Origin of the sequence: Sphaerotilus mobilis, assembly GCF_004216565.1 — a bacterium.
Taxonomy (GTDB): domain Bacteria; phylum Pseudomonadota; class Gammaproteobacteria; order Burkholderiales; family Burkholderiaceae_C; genus Sphaerotilus; species Sphaerotilus mobilis.
The window spans coordinates 531,645-550,580 of the sequence record NZ_SGWV01000007.1 but is presented as its reverse complement, the minus strand read 5'-3'; the positions used below and the strand labels follow the sequence as shown (position 1 = coordinate 550,580).

Below are 18,936 nucleotides of genomic sequence, written 5' to 3'. Positions count from 1 at the left end.
CACGCTTTCCGGGCCTGCGGATCAGCGGTCGATGCGCAGCCAGGTGGTCTTCAGCTCGGTGTATTTCTCCAGCGCATGCAGCGACTTGTCGCGGCCGTTGCCGCTTTGCCGATGGCCGCCGAAAGGCACCGTGATGTCGTCCTCGTCGTACTGGTTGACATGCACCGTGCCGGCACGCAAGGCACGTGCCACACGGTGCGCGCGGTTGATGTCATGGCTCCAGACGCTGGCCTGCAGGCCGTAGTCGGTGCCGTTGGCCAGCGCGATGGCCTCGGCCTCGCTCTCGAAGCGCAGCACCGACAGCACCGGGCCGAAGATCTCCTCGCGGGCGATCTTCATCTGCGGGGTCACGCCGTCAAACAGCGTTGGCTCGACATAGGGCCCGCCGCTGTCGGTGCGGACCTGTTCGCCACCGCTGATGCAGCGTGCGCCCTCGGCCTTGCCGGACGCGATGTAGCCCATCACGGTGCGCAGCTGGCCATCGTCGACCAGCGCGCCCATCACGGTCGATGCGTCCAGCGGGTCGCCCGGCCGGTACTTCGGGGCCTCCTCGCGCAGCACGGCCACGAAGTCGTCGGCGATCGACGCGTGCACCAGCACGCGCGAGGGCGCATTGCAGGACTCGCCCTGGTTGAAGTACATCGCGCCGGCCACGGTGCGTGCGGCCAGCGCCGGGTCGTGGTGGTCGGGGAAGACGAGGAAGGCCGACTTGCCGCCCAGTTCGTTCCAGACCCGCTTGAGGTTGGAGCGCGAAGCGTAGTCCAGCATACGACGGCCGGTGCGGGTCGAGCCGGTGAAGCCGATGGCGTCAACGTCCATGTGCAACGCCAGTGCCTCGCCGGCCTCGTGGCCGTAGCCGGGCACGACGTTGAACACACCCGGCGGGATGCCGGCCTGCACCGCCAGTTCGGCCAGCTTCAAGGCGGTCAGGGGCGACTTCTCGCTCGGCTTCATGACCACCGAGTTGCCCGTGGCCAGCGCCGGCCCGAGCTTCCAGGCCGCCATGATCATCGGGTAGTTCCAGGGCACGATGCAGCCGATCACGCCCATCGCCTCGCGGGTGATCAGGGCCAGCGCATTCGAGCCGGTCGGCGCGATCTCGTCGTAGACCTTGTCGATCGCCTCGCCATACCAGGCGATGGTGCGCGCCGTTGCCGGCACGTCCACGCTCAGCGCGTACTGGATCGGTTTGCCCATGTCGAGCGTCTCCAGCAGCGCCAACTCGTCGCGCGCGGCCGTGATCAGCTCGGACCAGCGCTGCAGGATGCGCTTGCGCGCGGCCGGCGCCTTGCGCGACCAGCGGCCATCTTCGAAGGCGGCACGGCCGGCGGCCACGGCGCGGTCGATGTCGACCGCCTCGCCGCGCGCCACCGCCGCCAGCCGCCGGCCATCGACCGGCGAGTGCTTGTCGAAGGTGGCGCCGGAAGCCGCGTCGACCCGCTCGCCGTTGATCCAGGCCCGCCCGTCGATCGTGATCTCGCGGGCACGGGCGTGCCAGTCGGGTTTCTTGCTGTCGGAGGTGGCGGCGGACATGGTCAGAAGCTCACGACGAGCGAGGTGGCGAACAGCCGGTTGGTCTTGACGAAGGTGTTGGACTTGACGTTCTCGAAGACCGTCTTGCTGGCACTGTCAAAGCGGACCTCGGTCTTGAACATGACCGACGGATCGACTGCGTAGTTCAGGCCGAAGGACAGCGCGTAGCGGTTGACACCGGCCTGCGGATCGGAACCGATGATGAGGTCGCCATTTGCGTCTCGACCGATCAGTTCGGGGCCGATGCCATTGACCTCGTCGGACGAGGTGTAGCCGAGCAGACCGCCGCCGTTTTTCTTGTTGAACAGGGCATCCCCGCGGACCACGCCTTCCAGGCGCGGCGACAGCTTGTAGGCGACCAGGGCCGAGACGCCCTTCCATTCGGCATCGCGCAGGTCGGCGGCATCGAAGACCATCGCGCCGGTGGCCGTGCCGATGGCCGCCCGGGACTGCCGGCCCCAGCTGATCTGGCCGTTCAGCGTCAGGTCGCCGCGGGTGTACCAGCCGTCGATCTCGATCAGGTCGACGCGCGAGTTCGGCAGCGCCGCAGCGGTGCCCGTGCCGGTGCCGTCATCGAGGTTCTCGCTGAAGTTCGCCGCCTTGCCATGCAGGCCGGCCATGCCGTAGCCGCTGAACTCGTTGATCTCGTGATCGGCCCGCCAGGCGAACACCGGGGCGCGTTCGCCGCTGGCCTTGATCGCGCTGTTCATGTTGGCCAGCATGCCCTTGAGCACCCAGTTGCCGCGCGACAGCTCCAGGCCGGCGCCGGTGTAGGCGGTTGGCAGGGTGAAGTCGAACAGCAGGTTGTGGGTGATCAGCTTGTTGAGCGTGGGCTGGGCGTACTCATAGCCCGACCAGTCCGGCACATGACCGGCCAGCAGCCGGGTCGTGTCATCGCCGTCGATCGGCACGCTGACCGACGCCTCGTGCACCAGCCGGTTGGCGCCACTCATGATGGCCTGGGTGCCCCGGTCGGGCACCAGCGTCAGGCGCCAGCGCGTGCCGCTGTCGGTCTCCTTGGTGAAGTCCAGCGCGACCGCGCCGAAGGTCGAGTTGGCATAGCCGTAGCCGTCGTCGCCAACGCCGCTGAGGAACTGGAAGCCGGCCCGGTTCTGGTTGCGGTCGATGATGAAGGTCGGGTCCATGTAGCCCGAGACCTTCAGGCCCTTGAAGCCGGATTCGTCGCGGCTGTCCTCCAGCGCCTCGGCCTTGGTGGCGACACGGCTGAGTTCCTGGCTCTGCTCAGGCGTCATGCCCCACTGCCCGGCCGGTGCTGCGGTCGCGGGCGATGCCGTCTTGCCCGCCTGCAGCTGCTGTTCGAGCTGGTTGACGCGGTCCTTGAGCGCACGCAGCTCGCGCAGCAGCTCGTCGTTGGATTGCGCCGCAGCCGGTGCGGCCAGACCGCAGGACAGCAACGCGGCCGCCGCGAGGGCCAGCGGCGTGGGGATGGGGTGAAGATGCTTCATGTCGTGCTCCCGATCAGGGGCCGGTCAGAGACCGGTCTTGAAGGCCGTGTAGGTGCGGGTCATCAGGCGGCGCATGTCGTTGTTCAGCGCGCCTGGCGGCTTCATTTTTGCCATGTCCGCAGCGGACAAGAAGACCGTCGGGTTGTTGGCGACATCGGGCTTGACGAATTTCAGCGACTCCTTGTTCGGGTTGGCGTAGAAGACCTTGTTGGTGATGGCCGCATGCACCTCGGCGCGCAGGATGTAGTTGATGAACTTGTGCGCATTGCCCGGGTGGGCCGCATCGTTGGGGATCACCATCGAGTCGAAGAACAAGATGCCGCCGGTCGTGGGAATCATGGCCTGGATGTTCTGCCCGGTCTTGCCGTCGATGGCGCGCTGGCGCGCGATGTTGATGTCGCCCGACCAGCCCAGCGCGACGCAGATGCCACCCGCGGCCATGTCGTTGATGTAGCCCGATGAGCTGAACAGCGTCACGTTCGAACGCACGCTCTTGAGCAGCGCCGCCGCTTGCGCGTAGTCGCCCGCGACCTTGCTGTAGGGCGCCTTGCCCAGGTAGTGCAGGGCAGCAGGGACGACTTCGGTGGCCGAGTCCAGGAAGGACACGCCGCAGCTCTTGAGCTTGCTGATGTACTCCGGCTTGAAGACCAAGTCCCAGGCGTTCTCCGGCATGGGAAGGTTGCCCAGCGCGGCCTTGACCTTGTCGACGTTGATGCCCACCGTGGTGTAGCCCCAGAGCCAGTTCACCATGTGTTCATTGCCCGGATCCATCGTCGCCAGCTGGGCTTGCAGCGCCGGGTCGAGGTTCTTCAGGTTGGGGATCTGCGCCTTGTCGAGCTTGCGGATCAGGCCAGCGTCGATCTGCAGCTTGGCCCAGTTCGACGACGGCACGACGATGTCGTAGCCGGTCTTGCCTGCCACCAGCTTGGCGTGAACGATCTCGTTGTTGTCGAAGTTGTCGTAGCGCACGCGGATGCCGGTCTCCTTCTCGAAGTTCCGGATCGTGTCCTCGGCGATGTAGTCCGACCAGTTGTAGATGTTGAGGACCTTCTCCTCCTCCTGTGCCTGGGCGGCCAGCGGGCCGAGGGCACAGGCCGCGAGCGCGGCCAGCGCCCAGCGTCGGATCGGTCGATGCGAGAGACGAGGCAAGTTCATGTGAGCGACTCCTGTTTTTCGGACACGACGACAGACGCTGGTGAGGGCGCCATTCAGAACTGGCCGCGCGTTCGCAGCTCGGCCACGGTGAGGTCCAGGCAGCGATGGATCAGGCCCATCAGCTCATCGACCTGGGCACGGGTGATGACCAGGGGTGGCGCGATGATCATGCGGTCGCCGACCGCACGCATCACCAGGCCGTTGGCGAAGCAGTGGCTGCGGCAGACCATGCCGACTTCCAGCGCCGGATCGAACAGTTCGGGACCACCGGCCGCACTCGTCTTGGCCTTGGCCAGCAGCATCGCGCCCATCAGGCCGCAGGTCTGCGTGTCGCCAATCAGCGGGTGATCGCGCAAGGCCTCGAACTTCGCGGCCAGGTAGGGGCCGACGTCGTCGCGCACATGCTCGACCAGGCCTTGTTCGCGGATCAGCTTGATGTTGGCCAGCGCAACGGCGCAGGCCACCGGATGGCCCGAGTAGGTGTAGCCGTGCTCGAACTCGCCGCCCTGCTCGATCAGGGCCTTGGCCACACGCTCGCCCACCAGCACGCCACCGAGCGGCACATAGCCGCTGGTGACGCCCTTGGCAAAGGTGATCAGATCGGGCCGGCTGCCGACGGTCTGGCAGCCGAACCACTGGCCGGTGCGGCCGAAGCCGCAGATCACCTCGTCGCTGACCAGCAAGATGCCGTACTGGTCGCAGATGCGCTGGATCTCGGGCCAGTAGGTTTCGGGCGGCACGATCACACCACCGGCGCCCTGGATGGGCTCGCCGATGAAGGCGGCCACCTTGTCCGGCCCGACCTCAAGGATCTTCTGCTCCAGCCAGCTCGCGGCCAGCTTGCCGAAGTCGGCGCGGTCCATGCCCCGGCCATGTTCGATCCAGTAGGGCTGGTCGATGTGGGTGATGCCGGGGATCGGCAGGCCACCCTGGGCATGCATGTACTTCATGCCGCCGAGCGAGGCGCCCGCCATGGTCGAGCCGTGGTAGGCGTTCCAGCGGCTGATGATGACGTCGCGGCCGGGCTGGCCTTGCAGTTCCCAGTAGCGCCGCACCATGCGCACGACGGTGTCGTTGCCCTCCGAGCCGGAGCCCGAGAAGAAGACATGCTGGAAGCCCGGCGGGGCGACCTCGGCCAGCAGCTCGGCCAGTTCCACGGCCGGCGGCGTGGTGGTCTGGAAGAAGGCGTTGTAGAAGGGCAGTTCCAGCATCTGGCGGGCGGCTGCGTCGACCAGGGACTTCTGGCCATAGCCCACGTTGACGCACCACAGGCCGCTCATCGCGTCGAACAGCTTGTGGCCCTCGCTGTCCCACAGATAGAGGTTGTCGGCCTTGGCGATGACGCGCGAACCCTTGCGGGCCAGCGCCTGGAAGTCGGTGAAGGGGTGCAGGAAATGCGCCGCGTCGGCGGCCTGCCACTCGGCCGTGCTGCGCGTCGAGGCGCTCGTCGAGGTCGTGTTGCTCGTGTTCATCGGGGTTCTCCGGAAGGTGGGTGTCTCGTGGCGGGTCAGACGTGCAGCAACAGGTGCTCGCGTTCCCACGGTGAGATGACCTTCATGAACTCGGCGTACTCGATCTCCTTGACCTCGGTGTAGACGGTGATGAATTCGGCACCCAGCACGTCGGCCAGGTCCTTTTCATTGCGCAGCAGTTCAAGCGCCTCGCCCAGGCTGCGCGGCAGCTGGAAGTCGCCCAGGTAGGCATCGCCCTTGCACTCGGGCGTCGGCTCGATGCGGTTCTTGATGCCCAGGTAGCCGCAGGCCAGCGTCGCCGCTAGCGCGACATAGGGGTTGGCATCGGCGCCGATCACGCGGTTCTCGATCCGGCGCGCGGCCGGGCCGGCCACCGGCGAGCGGATGCCCACGGTGCGGTTGTCGGTGCCCCACTGGATGTTGATGGGCGCGGCCGTGAAGCGCGACAGCCGGCGGTAGCTGTTGACGTAGGGCGCGAACAGCGCCATCGCCGCCGGGATGTACTTCTGCAGGCCGCCGATGTACCAGAAGAACTCGCGGCTCGGGCTGCCATCCTCGTTGCTGAAGATGTTGCGGCCGCTGGCGAGGTCGACGATGGACTGGTGGATGTGCATCGCGCTGCCTGGCTCGCCGGCGATCGGCTTGGCCATGAAGGTCGCGAACATGTCGTGGCGCAGTGCCGCTTCCCGCACGGTGCGCTTGAAGAAGAACACCTCGTCGGCCAGCTGCAGCGGCTGGTCGTGGAAGAAGTTGATCTCCATCTGGCCGGCACCGACCTCGTGGATCAGCGTGTCGACGTTGAGCTCCATCTGCTCGCAGTAGGAGTAGACGTCTTCGAACAGCGGGTCGAACTCGTTGACCGCATCGATCGAATAGGCCTGGCGCGAGGTCTCGGCCCGGCCGCTGCGGCCCTTGGGCGGCTTGAGCGGGATGTCCGGATCGGTGTTGCGCGCGACCAGGTAGAACTCCAGCTCGGGCGCCACGATGGGCTTCCAGCCCTCGGCTTCGTAGCGCTCGCAAATGCGCCGCAGCACCGATCGCGGCGCGAAGGGCACGATGCGGCCTTCCTTGTCGTAGCAGTCGTGGATGACCTGCGCGGTCGGGTCGGTGGCCCACGGCACGATGCGCACGGTGCGCGGGTCGGGGCGCAGGTGCATGTCGCGGTCGGTGGGGTTGATGACGTCGTAGTAAGGCCCTTCTTCAGGGAACTCGCCGGTGACGCCCATCGCGACGACCGCCTCGGGCAGGCGCATGCCGCGGTCTTCGGTGAACTTCTCGCGCGGCAGGATCTTGCCCCGCGCCACGCCGGTCAGGTCCGGCACCAGGCATTCGATTTCGGTGACGCGACGCTCGTTGAGCCAGTTCTCGAGTTCGCTGAAGGTGAAGTTTTCTCTCGTGACCATGTGGTTTCCCGTTGCGCGACGCATTTGCTGCAAGGCCCTGAAGGCCGCTGCGCCGAGGCTGCGACGCCGACACCCGTCCGTGGTGGACAGGTCAACGGTTCGGTGGGCGATGCAGGTCGCGGTAGTCCTGGCAGGCGGCACCGAAGGCCTGCAGCAACTGGATGGAGACGGGGTTGTCGGCGGCGCGCCATTCGGGGTGCCACTGCACGCCGAGCACGAAGCCGGCGTGTGCATCGGCGCTGTCTTCGAGGGTGTAGGCCTCGATCAAACCGTCGGGCGCGCGGGCCTCGACGCGCAGGCCGTCGGCCAGGCGCTTGACGCCCTGACCATGCACGCTGTTGACGGTGATGTCGCCGCCTTCGGCGAGGTCGACCAGCAGGCGTTCGAGCAGCCCACCCGCCGTCACGCGCACCCGGTGCGACGGGCCGTATTGCACGTCGACCGAGGCATCGGCGGGGGCGCGGTGGTCGTGCTGTCCGGGGACCTCCTGCACGGCCTGGTGCAGGCTGCCGCCGAGCGCGACGTTGACCTCCTGGAAGCCGCGACAGATCGCGAACAGCGGCATGTGCCGGGCGAGCACCTTGGGGATCAGCGGCAGCGTCCAGTCGTCGCGCACCGGGTCCAGCGGCAGGCTCGGGTCATGGACCGTCTCGCCGAAATGGCTGGGGTGCACGTTGGACGGCGAGCCGGTCAGCAGCACGCCATCGGCAAGGTCGAGCAGGGCATCGAGCTGCTCGGGGGTGGCCGACGGCACGACCAGCGGCAGCGCGCCGGCCAGTCGCACGGCGTCGACGTATTTCTGTCCGGCGACGTGGAAAGGGTGCGCACCGATCATGCGGTTGCAGGCCGGCACCAGCACGATGGGCTGGCGGGATGCAGGGGGCGCCTGGGGCGCTGGAGAGGGGCTCATTGGGCTTGCTGCGACCGGCTTGTTGACCCGGCAGCACTGGGCTTGCTGAAGGTTGATCGGACGGTTGCGGAACACCGTTGCATTGAGTGTGCCAGAGGCATTCCGTCGTGGCCTGCGGGCTTGTCCCGAGGGCATTCCTTCCAGCTTGTGCCTTCAGGGACCGTCGTTCACAGCAGGTCCATCAGGCGGTACCAGGCCATGCCCAGCACCAGCGAGGGCATGCGCAGCAGGGGTCCACCGGGGAAGGGCCGGTGCTTGAGCCGTGCGAACAGGTCGAAGCGGCTGGCATCGCCGCTGATGGCCTGCGCCACCATCTGGCCGGCCAGACCGGTCAAGGCCAGGCCGTGGCCCGAGAAGCCTTGCAGGTAGTACACGTTCGACGCCGCCTGTCCGGCCACGGGCGCCAGCCGGCCGAAGTCCGGCGCGCGGTTCATGCTGATGTCGACGAAGCCGCCCCAAGCATGGGCGACGCGCACGCCGGCCAGCGCCGGAAAGGTGCGTGCCATGCGGGCCTGCATGGCCTCGCGCAGCCGCGGCGGCGTGACCATGCTGTAGCTGACACGACCGCCGTAGAGGATGCGGCGGTCGGCGGTCGGCCGGAAGTAGTCGAGCACGAAGTTGCTGTCGCAGACCGCCGTGCCGCGCGGCAGCAGCGCGTCAATCTGCGTCTGCGGCAGCGGGTCGGTGCAGACGATGTAGGTGCCCACCGGCATGATGCGGTCGTCCAGTTCGGGGGCAAGCCCCTGCTGGTAGACGTTGCCGGCCAGCAGCAACTGGTCGGCGACGACGCGGCCTTTCGGGGTGTGCAGCGTCGCCGGGCTGCCGCGTTCGAGCCGCGTCACCGGTGTGTGCTCGACGATGCGCACGCCGGCCAGCGACGCGGCACGGGCGATGCCGAGCGCGTACTTCAGCGGGTGCAGGTGGCCGGAAGCCGGGTCGTGCAGGCCGCTGTGATAGCGCGGGCTGCGGATGAAGTCGCCCAGCCGGTCCGGCCCCAGCCAGTCGAAGCGATGGCCGTAGACATCGGCCATGCGCTCGGCCCAGGCCTTCAGCGCGGTGGCCTTGCGGGCGCTGGTGGCGACCCCCAGGTAGCCGTCGCGCCAGTCGCAGTCGATGCTGTGGCGGCGGCTGATGTCGCGGATGCGGGCGACCGCTTCAAGCGACAGCGCCCAGACCTGGCGGGCCGCGTCCAGACCGAGCTGTTCCTCGATCACCGTCTGGTCACAGGCCAGCCCGTGGATCGCCTGTCCGCCGTTGCGGCCCGAGGCACCCCAGCCCACCTGGCGCGCTTCGAGCAGCACGACCTGGTGGCCGCGTTCGGCCAGTTCGAGCGCCGCCGACAGCCCGGCCAGCCCGCCGCCGACCACCGCGACATCGCAGCGCAGGTCGCCGTCCAGCGTCGGCCAGTGGTGGTCTCGCGGCGCGGTGGCCGCGTAGTACGAGTCGCGCGACAGGTTCTTGTCGATCGAGAGCAGGCGTCCCATGGCGTCGATGCTTGCAAGCCTCGTGCGGGCGAGGCGCCTCAGGCCACGCGGCGCAGCGCGGCGCCGATGGTCTCGACGATCTGGCCGATCTGCTGCGCCTCGATGATCAGCGGCGGCGACAGCGCGATCGTGTCGCCGGTGGTGCGGATCAGCACGCCCTGCTCGAAGCAGTTCAGGAAGACCTCGAAGGCGCGCTTGCCGGGTTCGCCCGGACGCGGCGCCAGCTCGATGCCGCCGACCAGGCCGATGTTGCGGATGTCGATCACATGGGGCGCCTCGCGCAGCGTGTGCAGCGCGTCGACGAAGGTCGACTGCATCGTGGCCGCGCGGGTCAGCAGGCCGTCGTCGGCATAGGTGTCCAGTGTGGCGATGCCAGCCGCGCAGGCCAGCGGGTGGGCCGAGTAGGTGTAGCCGTGGAACAGCTCGATGACGTGCTCGGGACCGCCCATGAAGGTGTCGTGGATCTTCTGGCTGGCCAGCACCGCGCCCATCGGCACGCAGCCGTTGGTGATGCCCTTGGCCAGCGTCATCAGGTCGGGCGTGACGCCGAAGGTCTGGGCCGCGAACGGGGCGCCGGTGCGGCCGAAGCCGGTGATGACCTCGTCGAAGATCAGCAAGATGCCGTGCTTGTCGCAAAGCTCGCGCAGGCGCTGCAGGTAGCCCACCGGCGGCACCAGCACACCGGTCGATCCGGCCACCGGCTCGACGATCACCGCCGCGATGGTCGACGCGTCATGCAGGGCCACCAGGCGCTCGATGTCATCGGCCAGGTCGGCGCCGTGGGCCGGCTGGCCGCGCGAGAAGGCGTTGCGCGCCGGGTCGTGGGTGTGGCGGATGTGGTCGACGCCGGCCAGCAGGCTGCCGAACATCTTGCGGTTGGCGACCATGCCGCCGACTGAGATGCCACCGAAGTTGACGCCGTGGTAGCCGCGCTCACGGCCGATCAGGCGGGTCCGCGAGGCCTCGCCGCGCGAGCGGTGGTAGGCGAGCGCGATCTTCAGCGCCGTGTCGACCGACTCGGAGCCCGAGTTGGTGAAGAAGACCCGGTTGAGCCCCGCCGGCGCCAGCGCCGCAACCCGCTCGGCCAGCTCGAAAGCCTTGGGGTGGCCCATCTGGAAGGGCGGCGCGTAGTCCATCTCGGCGGCCTGCTCGGCGATCGCGCGGACGATGCGCGCTCGGGCATGGCCGGCGTTGACGCACCACAGGCCGGCGACGCCGTCGAGGATCTGGCGGCCGTCCGCCGTCCAGTAGTGCATGCCCTCGGCGCGGGCCAGCAGGCGAGGGTTCTTCTTGAACTGCCGGTTGGCGGTGAACGGCATCCAGTAGGCGTCCATCGCGGGCAGGTCGGTGTGCGGGTTCTGGGTCATCGGAGGCTCCAGGCGCCTGGACGGGCCGCACCGCGCGGCGTCGTCGGCACCTCGCCGTCCAGTCTAGGCGACCCGGCCGCCCCGTTCGAGTCAGCTGCCCAGACGGCGCGCGGCAGCGGCCGCAGCGAGTTCGGCCTCGCGCCGTCGCGCTTCAGGGTAGGCCAGTGTTTCCTCGACCCGGATGTGGTCGTGGTAGAGCGCATTGAAGAGTGCCACCGACTCGCGCAGCAGGTCCATGTCGCCACCGACCATGCCTTCGGCGATGGCCGACACATTGGGCGCCAGTTCCAGCCAGTTCTGTTCGAGCCAGCCGTGGTCCTGCACCAGGCGTTCGATCTGCTCGCGCAGACGCTCGTCGGCGCTGTTGAGCAGGCCGGGGAAGACATGCAACTCTTCGAGCGCGTGGTGCTGGCGGGCGTGTTCGCCGAAGAAGGTGTGGACCTCATGCGCCAGCGCGCGGATTTCGGCGTCGGGCAGGTCCAGGTCGGCGTCGACCAGGCGGTCCAGCCGGGCCAGCATCTGGACCATCTGGCGGTGTTCGTCATCAAGCACCTCCAGCGGCGTCAGCGGCACGGTCTCGACGAGACGGGCGTTCAGGGTCTGCAGGGGCAGGCGGGTCTGGCGGGTCATGGCGGCATCCTCGGTGCGTTGATGCGGCCATTGTTCGCAGCCGGGCGGGGGCCGGCTTGCGCCGCGTCAAGCCGGGTGGTTGCCGGTGGCGCCGATGTGATGCGGCTCGTGGTGCGACGCTGGGTGCGACCCTTGGTGCGACCCTTGATGTATGCGCCCGCACAGATAGGTCCACACAAAGGTTGCCGCAGCCAGGCTGGTCAGCTCGGCATGGTCGTAGGCGGGGGCCACTTCGACGCAGTCCATGCCGACCCAGGGCAGGTCGGCCAGTGACTCCAGCAGCGTCAGCACCTGGTTGCTGGTCAGGCCGCCGGGCTCGGGCGTGCCGGTGCCGGGCGCAAAGGCCGGGTCGAGGCAGTCGATGTCCAGGCTGAGGTAGAGCGGCGGCAAGCCGCGCTCATGCCAGCGCTGGCGCATAGCGGCCAGCACGGGCGAGAGCCCGGCGCCGTCCAGCCCGCGCAGGTCGCGGGCGCTGAAGATGTCACCCCCGCAGGCACGCACGTACTCGCGGGCTTCACGCGTACCGGCCGAGCGGATGCCGACCTGCACGCAGGCGGCCGGGTCGACCAGGCCTTCGCGGATTGCCTCGTAGACCCAGGTGCCGTGGCCGCTGGGTTCGCCGAAGTGGTCGGTCCAGGTGTCGCAATGGGCATCGAAGTGCAGCAGACCGAGCGGGCGGCCCAGCCAGGTCCGGTAGGCGCGCAGCAGCGACAGCGTCACCGAGTGGTCGCCACCCAGCCAGGCCATGTGGCGCTGGCGGATCAACGCGGCGGCCTGCGCTTCCAGCGCCTCGCGCATCGTCGCCAGCGAGGTGTTGGGCAGCGCCAGGTCGCCGTGGTCGACCAGGTCAGGCCCGCTGACGCCGGGCTCGCCCAGCGGGCTGTTGTCGAACAGCGGGTGGATGCCGTCGCACAGCATGTGGCTTGCCACGCGGATGGCGCGCGGTCCGAAGCGCGCGCCGGGGCGGTTGGTCACCGCGCCGTCCCAGGCGATGCCGGCAACGCCGTAGCGTGCGCCGGACAGGTTGTCGGCTTGCCCTGCGGGTGCGGCGGAGGGGGCCTTCAGGAAGGTGTCGTTGCTGAGGTAGGCAAAGCTGGTCATGGCGTCGGCGGGTGGGTGCAGTCGGAGCGCAGCGGAAAGGATCGCACAGCCGATGGCGGCCCGCCTGCGGCGCTCTTCGGGCCGAGGACCCGCCCGGGTTTCACGGTGATGAAGTCCCGTTCCGCATCGTGAAAACGACCCATGCTGCGCCGCCGCAAAATCTTCCGTCTAGAGAAAATGCCTTCCGCATCGTAAAAAAACGATCGCAAGCTGTTGATTTTATTGGGTTCTAATTTATATCTTATATAAGACATAAGTCTTGCCGAGGCGAGGTGGTCGTCGCTAAGCTGAGAGCCATCGAGTCACCCGTTTTTCCATCTTCCCGTCACCTGAACCGGAGCATCCGATGAGCCAACCGACCCGCCAGCAACAGATTGACGCACTGATCACCGACTGGGAGCAGAACCCCCGTTGGAAGACCGTCAAGCGCGGCTACAGCGCCGCCGACGTGGTACGCCTGCGTGGCAGCCTGCAGCCTGAGTACACCTTGGCCAAGCGCGGCGCCGAGAAGCTGTGGGACCTCGTCAACGGTGGCGCCAAGAAGGGCTACGTCAACGCCTTCGGCGCGATCACCGCCGGCCAGGCGATGCAGCAGGCCAAGGCTGGCCTGGAAGCGGTCTACCTGTCGGGCTGGCAGGTCGCGGCCGACGGCAACACCTCCGAGACCATGTACCCCGACCAGTCGCTCTATGCGTACGACTCGGTGCCGACGATGGTCCGCCGCATCAACAACACCTTCAAGCGCGCCGACGAGATCCAGTGGTCGCGTGGCATCGAGCCGGGCGGCAAGGACTTCATCGACTACTTCCTGCCGATCGTGGCGGATGCTGAAGCCGGCTTCGGCGGCGTGCTCAACGCCTTCGAGCTGATGAAGAACATGATCGCCTCGGGCGCGGCCGGCGTGCACTTCGAGGACCAGCTTGCGGCGGTCAAGAAGTGCGGCCACATGGGCGGCAAGGTGCTCGTGCCGACGCATGAGGCGGTCGAGAAGCTGATCGCCGCGCGCTTCGCCGCCGACGTCATGGGCGTGCCGACCATCGTGCTGGCCCGCACCGATGCCGAGGCGGCCAACCTGATCACCAGCAACCACGACGCCAACGACCAGCCTTTCCTGACGGGCGAACGCACCCAGGAAGGCTTCTACCGCGTCAAGAACGGCCTGGAGCAGGCCATCAGCCGCGGCGTGGCCTACGCGCCCTATGCCGACCTGGTGTGGTGCGAGACCGGCGTGCCCGACATCGGCTTCGCCCGCGAGTTCGCCCAGGCCGTGCACGCCGCCTGCCCGGGCAAGCTGCTGAGCTACAACTGCTCGCCGTCCTTCAACTGGAAGAAGAACCTCGACGACAAGCAGATCGCCGCCTTCCAGGAAGACCTGTCCGCGCTGGGCTACAAGTACCAGTTCATCACCCTGGCTGGCATCCACATCAACTGGTACAACACCTTCCAGTTTGCCCACGCCTACGCCCGCGGCGAAGGCATGAAGCACTATGTGGAGCAGGTGCAGGAGCAGGAATTCGCCGCGCGCGAAAAGGGCTACACCTTCGTGTCGCACCAGCAGGAAGTCGGCGCGGGCTACTTCGACGATGTCACCACGGTGATCCAGGGCGGCTCGTCCAGCGTCAAGGCGCTGACCGGCTCGACCGAAGAAGAGCAGTTCCACTGATCGCGGCGACCGCGGTGATCGTGTTGTGACCGAAGGCCGCCAACCGGCGGCCCGTCACCCCAGGCCCAGGGCGATCCCCTGGGCTTTCTGCTTAGAATCGCCGGTTTTCGGACATGACAAGGAACGGGGAAAGGCACCATGGTTATGACACCGCGAACGTCGAACACCGGCCCCAACCGGGCCTGATCGCCGGTCGCCGTTCGCCATCCCCTCTCCCCCTCGAGAAAGCGCGGCGACCCCGCGCTTTTTTCTTGTCCCCCACGGAGTTCTGCAGATGGTCGCTATCCAATTGCCCGACGGCTCGCGCCGCGAATTCGAAGGCCCGGTGACGGTGGCCGAGGTGGCCGCGTCCATCGGCGCCGGCCTGGCCAAGGCCGCCCTCGGCGGTCGCATCGGCAGCGGCGAGTCCGCCCGCCTGGTCGACCTGAGTCACCGCATTGAGGCAGATGTGGCGCTTGCCATCGTCACCGCCAAGGACGCCGACGGGCTGGAGCTGATCCGCCATTCGACCGCCCACCTGCTGGCCTATGCGGTCAAGACGTTGTTCCCCGAAGCGCAGGTCACGATCGGACCGACCATCGAGCACGGCTTCTACTACGACTTCTCCTACAAGCGCCCGTTCACGCCGGATGACCTGGCCGCCATCGAGAAGAAGATGAGCGAGCTGGCCGCCAAGGACGAGCCCGTCACCCGCCGCGTGCTGCCGCGCGACGAGGCCGTGGCCTACTTCAAGTCCATCGGTGAGGCCTACAAGGCCGAGATCATCGCCAGCATCCCCGCCGGCGAGGACGTCTCGCTCTACAGCGAGGGCAGCTTCACCGATCTGTGTCGCGGCCCCCACGTGCCCAGCACCGGCAAGCTGAAGTTCTTCAAGCTGATGAAGGTGGCGGGCGCCTACTGGCGCGGCGACCACCGCAACGAGATGCTGCAACGTGTCTACGGCACCGCCTGGGCCAGCAAGGACGACCTGCAGAAGTACCTGACGATGCTCGAAGAGGCCGAGAAGCGCGATCACCGCAAGCTCGGCCGCGAACTGGACCTGTTCCACATCGACGAGCACTCGCCCGGCACCGTGTTCTGGCACCCCAAGGGCTGGACCCTGTGGCAGGAGGTCGAGCAGTACATGCGCCGTGTCTACCGCGACAACGGCTACCTGGAGGTCAAGGGCCCGCAGATCCTTGACCAGGGCCTGTGGGAGAAGACCGGCCACTGGGACAAGTACCGCGAGAACATGTTCGTGACCGAGTCGGAGAAGCGCGACTACGCGCTCAAGCCGATGAACTGCCCCGGCCACATCCTGATCTACAAGCAGGGCATCAAGAGCTATCGCGACCTGCCGCTGCGCTTTGGCGAGTTCGGCCAGTGCCACCGCAACGAGCCGACCGGCGGCCTGCACGGGATCATGCGGGTGCGCGCCTTCACGCAGGACGACGGGCACATCTTCTGCACCGAGGACCAGATCCAGGCCGAGGTGGTGGCCTTCACGACGCTGCTGCAGAAGGTCTACCGCGACTTCGGCTTCACCGACATCATCTACAAGCTCTCGACCCGGCCGGATAAGCGCATCGGCAGCGAGGAAAGCTGGGACCGCGCCGAACACGCGCTGGCTGAAGGCCTGAAGGCTTCGGGCTGTGACTTCGAGTACCTGCCCGGCGAGGGCGCCTTCTATGGTCCGAAGATCGAATACACGCTAAAGGACGCGCTGGGCCGGCCCTGGCAGTGCGGCACGATCCAGGTCGATCCCAACCTGCCGGAGCGGCTCGATGCCGAGTTTGTCGGCGAGGACGGCGCCCGCCATCGGCCGATCATGTTGCACCGCGCGATCGTTGGCAGCCTCGAGCGATTCATTGGCATCCTGATCGAACAGCACGCTGGCGCACTGCCCACTTGGCTGTCGCCGGTGCAGGTCAGCGTCATGAACATCACCGACGGCCAGGCCGATTACGCCCGGGAAGTGGCCAGAACGCTGCAGAAACAAGGGCTTAGGGTCACGCTGGACCTGCGCAACGAAAAGATCACGTATAAAATCCGCGAGCATTCCTTGCAAAAGGTGCCTTACCTGATCGTTGTCGGTGACAAGGAGAGGGAAGCAGGCACCGTTGCAGTGCGCGCCAGAGGCAACCAGGACCTCGGTGTGATGGCCCTGGCGGCCTTCTCCCAGAAGATCTCGGCCGAACTCAACCCGGAGCAGTGACACCGGGTCGGGCCATCGGCTTGGTTGACGGCGCATTCATCAATTTGGGCGCAAGCCCCGAAGGAAACGAACCATCGCTACTTTTCTTGACCGCCGGATGCCCAACGTCGAGCGCAAGCATCGGCTGAACCGCGAGATCACTGCCCTGGAGGTCCGTCTGAACGGACCTGAGAACGAGCCCATGGGCATCGTCAGCATCCAGGAAGCCTTGCGACTGTCGGCTGAGGCCGATGTTGATCTGGTCGAGATTGCCGCCACTGCGAACCCGCCGGTCTGTCGTTTGATGGACTACGGCAAGTTCAAGTACCAAGAGCAGAAGAAAGCGGCCGAGGCCAAGGCGAAGCAGCACGTCATCGACATCAAAGAAGTCAAGTTCCGTCCCGGTACGGACGAGGGCGACTACCAGATCAAGATGCGCAACCTGCGCCGCTTCCTCGAAGAGGGCGACAAGGGCAAGGTCACGCTGCGTTTCCGGGGTCGCGAGATCACGCACCAGGACATCGGCATGCGCCTGCTTGAGCGTATCCGCGACGAGCTGACCGATGTCAGCCTGGTTGAGAACATGCCCAAGCTCGAAGGCCGCCAGATGATCATGGTGCTGGCACCCAAGAGGAAGAAGTAAGCGTTCGAGGTTTTGAAGGATGAGGTCGTTGCGGTTTGGTCGCCGCAGCGTCCCAGTGCCCGTAGGCCACCAAGACCGTGGAGAAGTTTCACGGCGCCTCACGGGAACAACTCAGAAGGAGCAGTCATGCCCAAGATGAAGACCAAGAGCAGCGCGAAGAAGCGTTTTCGCGTTCGTCCGGGTGGCACCGTCAAGCGCGGTCAGGCGTTCAAGCGCCACATCCTGACCAAGAAGACCACCAAGAACAAGCGCCACCTGCGCGGGACCGTCAGCGTTCATGAGACCAACATGGGTCACATGGCGCAGATGCTGCCGTTTGCCGGTCTGTAATCCACCACGCACTGAAGGAGTCAACACATGCCTCGCGTCAAACGTGGTGTTACCGCCCGCGCTCGTCACAAGAAGGTCCTCGCCCTGGCCAAGGGCTATCGCGGTCGTCGGAAGAACGTCTATCGCATCGCCAAACAGGCGGTGATGAAGGCGGGCCAGTACGCCTACCGTGACCGCCGCGCCAAGAAGCGTGAATTCCGCCGCCTCTGGATCGCGCGCATCAACGCCGCCAGCCGTGCCCTGGGCCTGACCTACAGCCGCTTCATGGCGGGTCTGAAGAAGGCGCAGATCGGCATCGACCGCAAGGTCCTGTCGGACATGGCCATCCACGATCCGGCTGCTTTCAGCAGCATCGTCGACAAGGTGAAGGCCCAGCTCGCCTGAGCCTGACAGCGTGACGCCGGCCCGTCCGGTGTCACGTGCCTCGCACCCCAAGGCCGACCCTGTGTTCGGCCTTTTTTGTGTCTGCCGCCGTGTGGTGGTTGCCACAAGACCCATCCAGCTGACCTGTCCGTGATGAACGATCTCGATACCCTGGTCCAGGCCGCCGAGGCGGATTTCGCCGCCGCCGGCACGCCGGCCCAACTCGAAGACGCCAAGGCCCGCTTCCTCGGCAAGACCGGTCGTGTGACCGAACTGCTCAAGGGCATGTCCGCCCTGTCGCCCGAGGAGAAAAAGACCCGCGGCGCCGCCATCAACGAGACCAAGCAGCGCATCGAGGCCGCGCTGACCGCGCGTCGCCAGGCGCTTGCCGACGCCGAGATGCAGGCCCAGCTCAAGGCCGAGTCGCTCGACGTCAGCTTGCCCGGTCGTCAGCGTGGCGGTGGCGGTCTGCACCCGGTCTCGCGCACGATGGAGCGCATCGAGCAGATCTTCGCGTCGATGGGCTTCGACGTCGCCGACGGTCCGGAGATCGAGACCGACTGGCACAGCTTCACCGCGCTGAACAACCCGGAGAACCATCCGGCGCGTTCCATGCAGGACACCTTCTACGTCGACATGAACGACGAGGCCGGCCGCCCGCTGTGTCTGCGCCCGCACACCTCGCCGATGCAGGTGCGCTACTCGCGTCAGCATGCCGCCCGCCATGCCGGCGCCGACCCGATGCCCGAGATCCGCGTGATCGCGCCGGGCCGCACCTACCGGGTCGACAGCGACGCGACCCACTCGCCGATGTTCCACCAGTGCGAAGGCCTGTGGATCGGCGAGAACGTGTCGTTCAAGGACCTCAAGTCCGTCTTCACCGATTTTTTCCGCACCTTCTTCGAGACCGACGACCTCGAGCTGCGCTTCCGGCCGTCTTTCTTCCCCTTCACGGAGCCGTCCGCCGAGGTCGACATCGCCTTCTCAAGCGGCCCGCTCAAGGGGCGCTGGCTCGAGGTCGCCGGCTCCGGCCAGGTCCATCCGAACGTGGTGCGCAACTTCGGCCTCGACCCGGAGCGCTACATCGGCTTCGCCTTTGGCATGGGGCCGGACCGCCTGACCATGCTGCGCTACGGCGTCAACGACCTGCGCCTGTTCTTCGAGGGCGACCTGCGTTTCCTCGCGCAGTTCCAGTGACCCCCTGATGCCCGCGACCCCGTCCGCGCCTCAAGCCGTCGTCCAC

16 protein-coding genes are annotated in these 18,936 nt (G+C 67.0%); 6 read left to right on the top strand and 10 right to left on the bottom strand.

What is annotated here, in order from left to right; genetic code table 11:
• Positions 1–21 precede the first annotated feature (21 nt).
• From EV685_RS02740 to EV685_RS02695, 10 genes are all read right to left on the bottom strand, one after another.
• On the bottom strand, positions 22–1,533 hold the full coding sequence (locus EV685_RS02740; protein WP_130480429.1) for an aldehyde dehydrogenase: 1,512 nt from the start codon (positions 1,531–1,533) through the stop codon (positions 22–24).
• Between the two features lie 2 nt (positions 1,534–1,535).
• Entirely contained in the window at positions 1,536–2,999 is a 1,464-nt protein-coding gene (locus EV685_RS02735) for a DUF3138 family protein (RefSeq protein WP_130480428.1), read from the bottom strand.
• A 24-nt stretch (positions 3,000–3,023) separates the two neighbouring features.
• Entirely contained in the window at positions 3,024–4,154 is a 1,131-nt protein-coding gene (locus tag EV685_RS02730; RefSeq protein WP_130480427.1) for a polyamine ABC transporter substrate-binding protein, read from the bottom strand.
• Between the two features lie 53 nt (positions 4,155–4,207).
• Entirely contained in the window at positions 4,208–5,626 is a 1,419-nt protein-coding gene (locus EV685_RS02725; protein WP_130480426.1) for an aspartate aminotransferase family protein, read from the bottom strand.
• Between the two features lie 35 nt (positions 5,627–5,661).
• Positions 5,662–7,029, bottom strand: coding sequence for a glutamine synthetase family protein (locus EV685_RS02720; RefSeq protein WP_130480425.1), 1,368 nt, complete (start codon positions 7,027–7,029; stop codon positions 5,662–5,664).
• A gap of 91 nt (positions 7,030–7,120) precedes the next feature.
• Positions 7,121–7,939: a gamma-glutamyl-gamma-aminobutyrate hydrolase family protein gene (locus EV685_RS02715; protein ID WP_130480424.1), complete on the bottom strand. Its 819-nt coding sequence runs from the start codon at positions 7,937–7,939 to the stop codon at positions 7,121–7,123.
• Positions 7,940–8,106: 167 nt separating this feature from the next.
• Positions 8,107–9,423 (bottom strand): NAD(P)/FAD-dependent oxidoreductase, encoded by a 1,317-nt coding sequence (locus EV685_RS02710; protein ID WP_130480423.1) that lies wholly within the window; start codon positions 9,421–9,423, stop codon positions 8,107–8,109.
• Positions 9,424–9,461: 38 nt separating this feature from the next.
• Positions 9,462–10,790, bottom strand: coding sequence for an omega-aminotransferase AptA (gene aptA, locus EV685_RS02705; RefSeq protein ID WP_130480422.1), 1,329 nt, complete (start codon positions 10,788–10,790; stop codon positions 9,462–9,464).
• Between the two features lie 90 nt (positions 10,791–10,880).
• The gene (locus tag EV685_RS02700) at positions 10,881–11,420 is read right to left on the bottom strand and encodes a hemerythrin domain-containing protein (RefSeq protein WP_130480421.1); all 540 of its coding nucleotides are present in this window, start codon (positions 11,418–11,420) and stop codon (positions 10,881–10,883) included.
• 66 nt (positions 11,421–11,486) lie between these two features.
• Positions 11,487–12,521, bottom strand: a complete 1,035-nt coding sequence (locus EV685_RS02695) for an agmatinase (RefSeq protein ID WP_130480420.1) — start codon at positions 12,519–12,521, stop codon at positions 11,487–11,489.
• Between the two features lie 346 nt (positions 12,522–12,867).
• Between EV685_RS02695 and aceA the strand changes: the two genes are divergently transcribed.
• The 6 genes from aceA to pheS all read left to right on the top strand — a co-directional run bounded on the left by aceA (position 12,868) and on the right by pheS (position 18,890).
• Positions 12,868–14,184, top strand: a complete 1,317-nt coding sequence (gene aceA / locus EV685_RS02690; RefSeq protein WP_130480419.1) for an isocitrate lyase — start codon at positions 12,868–12,870, stop codon at positions 14,182–14,184.
• Between the two features lie 274 nt (positions 14,185–14,458).
• Positions 14,459–16,378, top strand: coding sequence for a threonine--tRNA ligase (thrS, locus tag EV685_RS02685; protein ID WP_130480418.1), 1,920 nt, complete (start codon positions 14,459–14,461; stop codon positions 16,376–16,378).
• 97 nt (positions 16,379–16,475) lie between these two features.
• Positions 16,476–17,000, top strand: coding sequence for a translation initiation factor IF-3 (gene infC, locus EV685_RS02680; RefSeq protein WP_130480417.1), 525 nt, complete (start codon positions 16,476–16,478; stop codon positions 16,998–17,000).
• 126 nt (positions 17,001–17,126) lie between these two features.
• A complete protein-coding gene (gene rpmI, locus EV685_RS02675) occupies positions 17,127–17,330 on the top strand; it encodes a 50S ribosomal protein L35 (RefSeq protein WP_130480416.1) in 204 nt (67 codons plus the stop codon).
• Between the two features lie 27 nt (positions 17,331–17,357).
• On the top strand, positions 17,358–17,714 hold the full coding sequence (gene rplT, locus EV685_RS02670) for a 50S ribosomal protein L20 (protein ID WP_130480415.1): 357 nt from the start codon (positions 17,358–17,360) through the stop codon (positions 17,712–17,714).
• 132 nt (positions 17,715–17,846) lie between these two features.
• Complete coding sequence (gene pheS, locus EV685_RS02665; protein ID WP_130480414.1) at positions 17,847–18,890, top strand: phenylalanine--tRNA ligase subunit alpha; 1,044 nt, start codon at positions 17,847–17,849, stop codon at positions 18,888–18,890.
• The last annotated feature ends 46 nt before the right edge of the window (positions 18,891–18,936 follow it).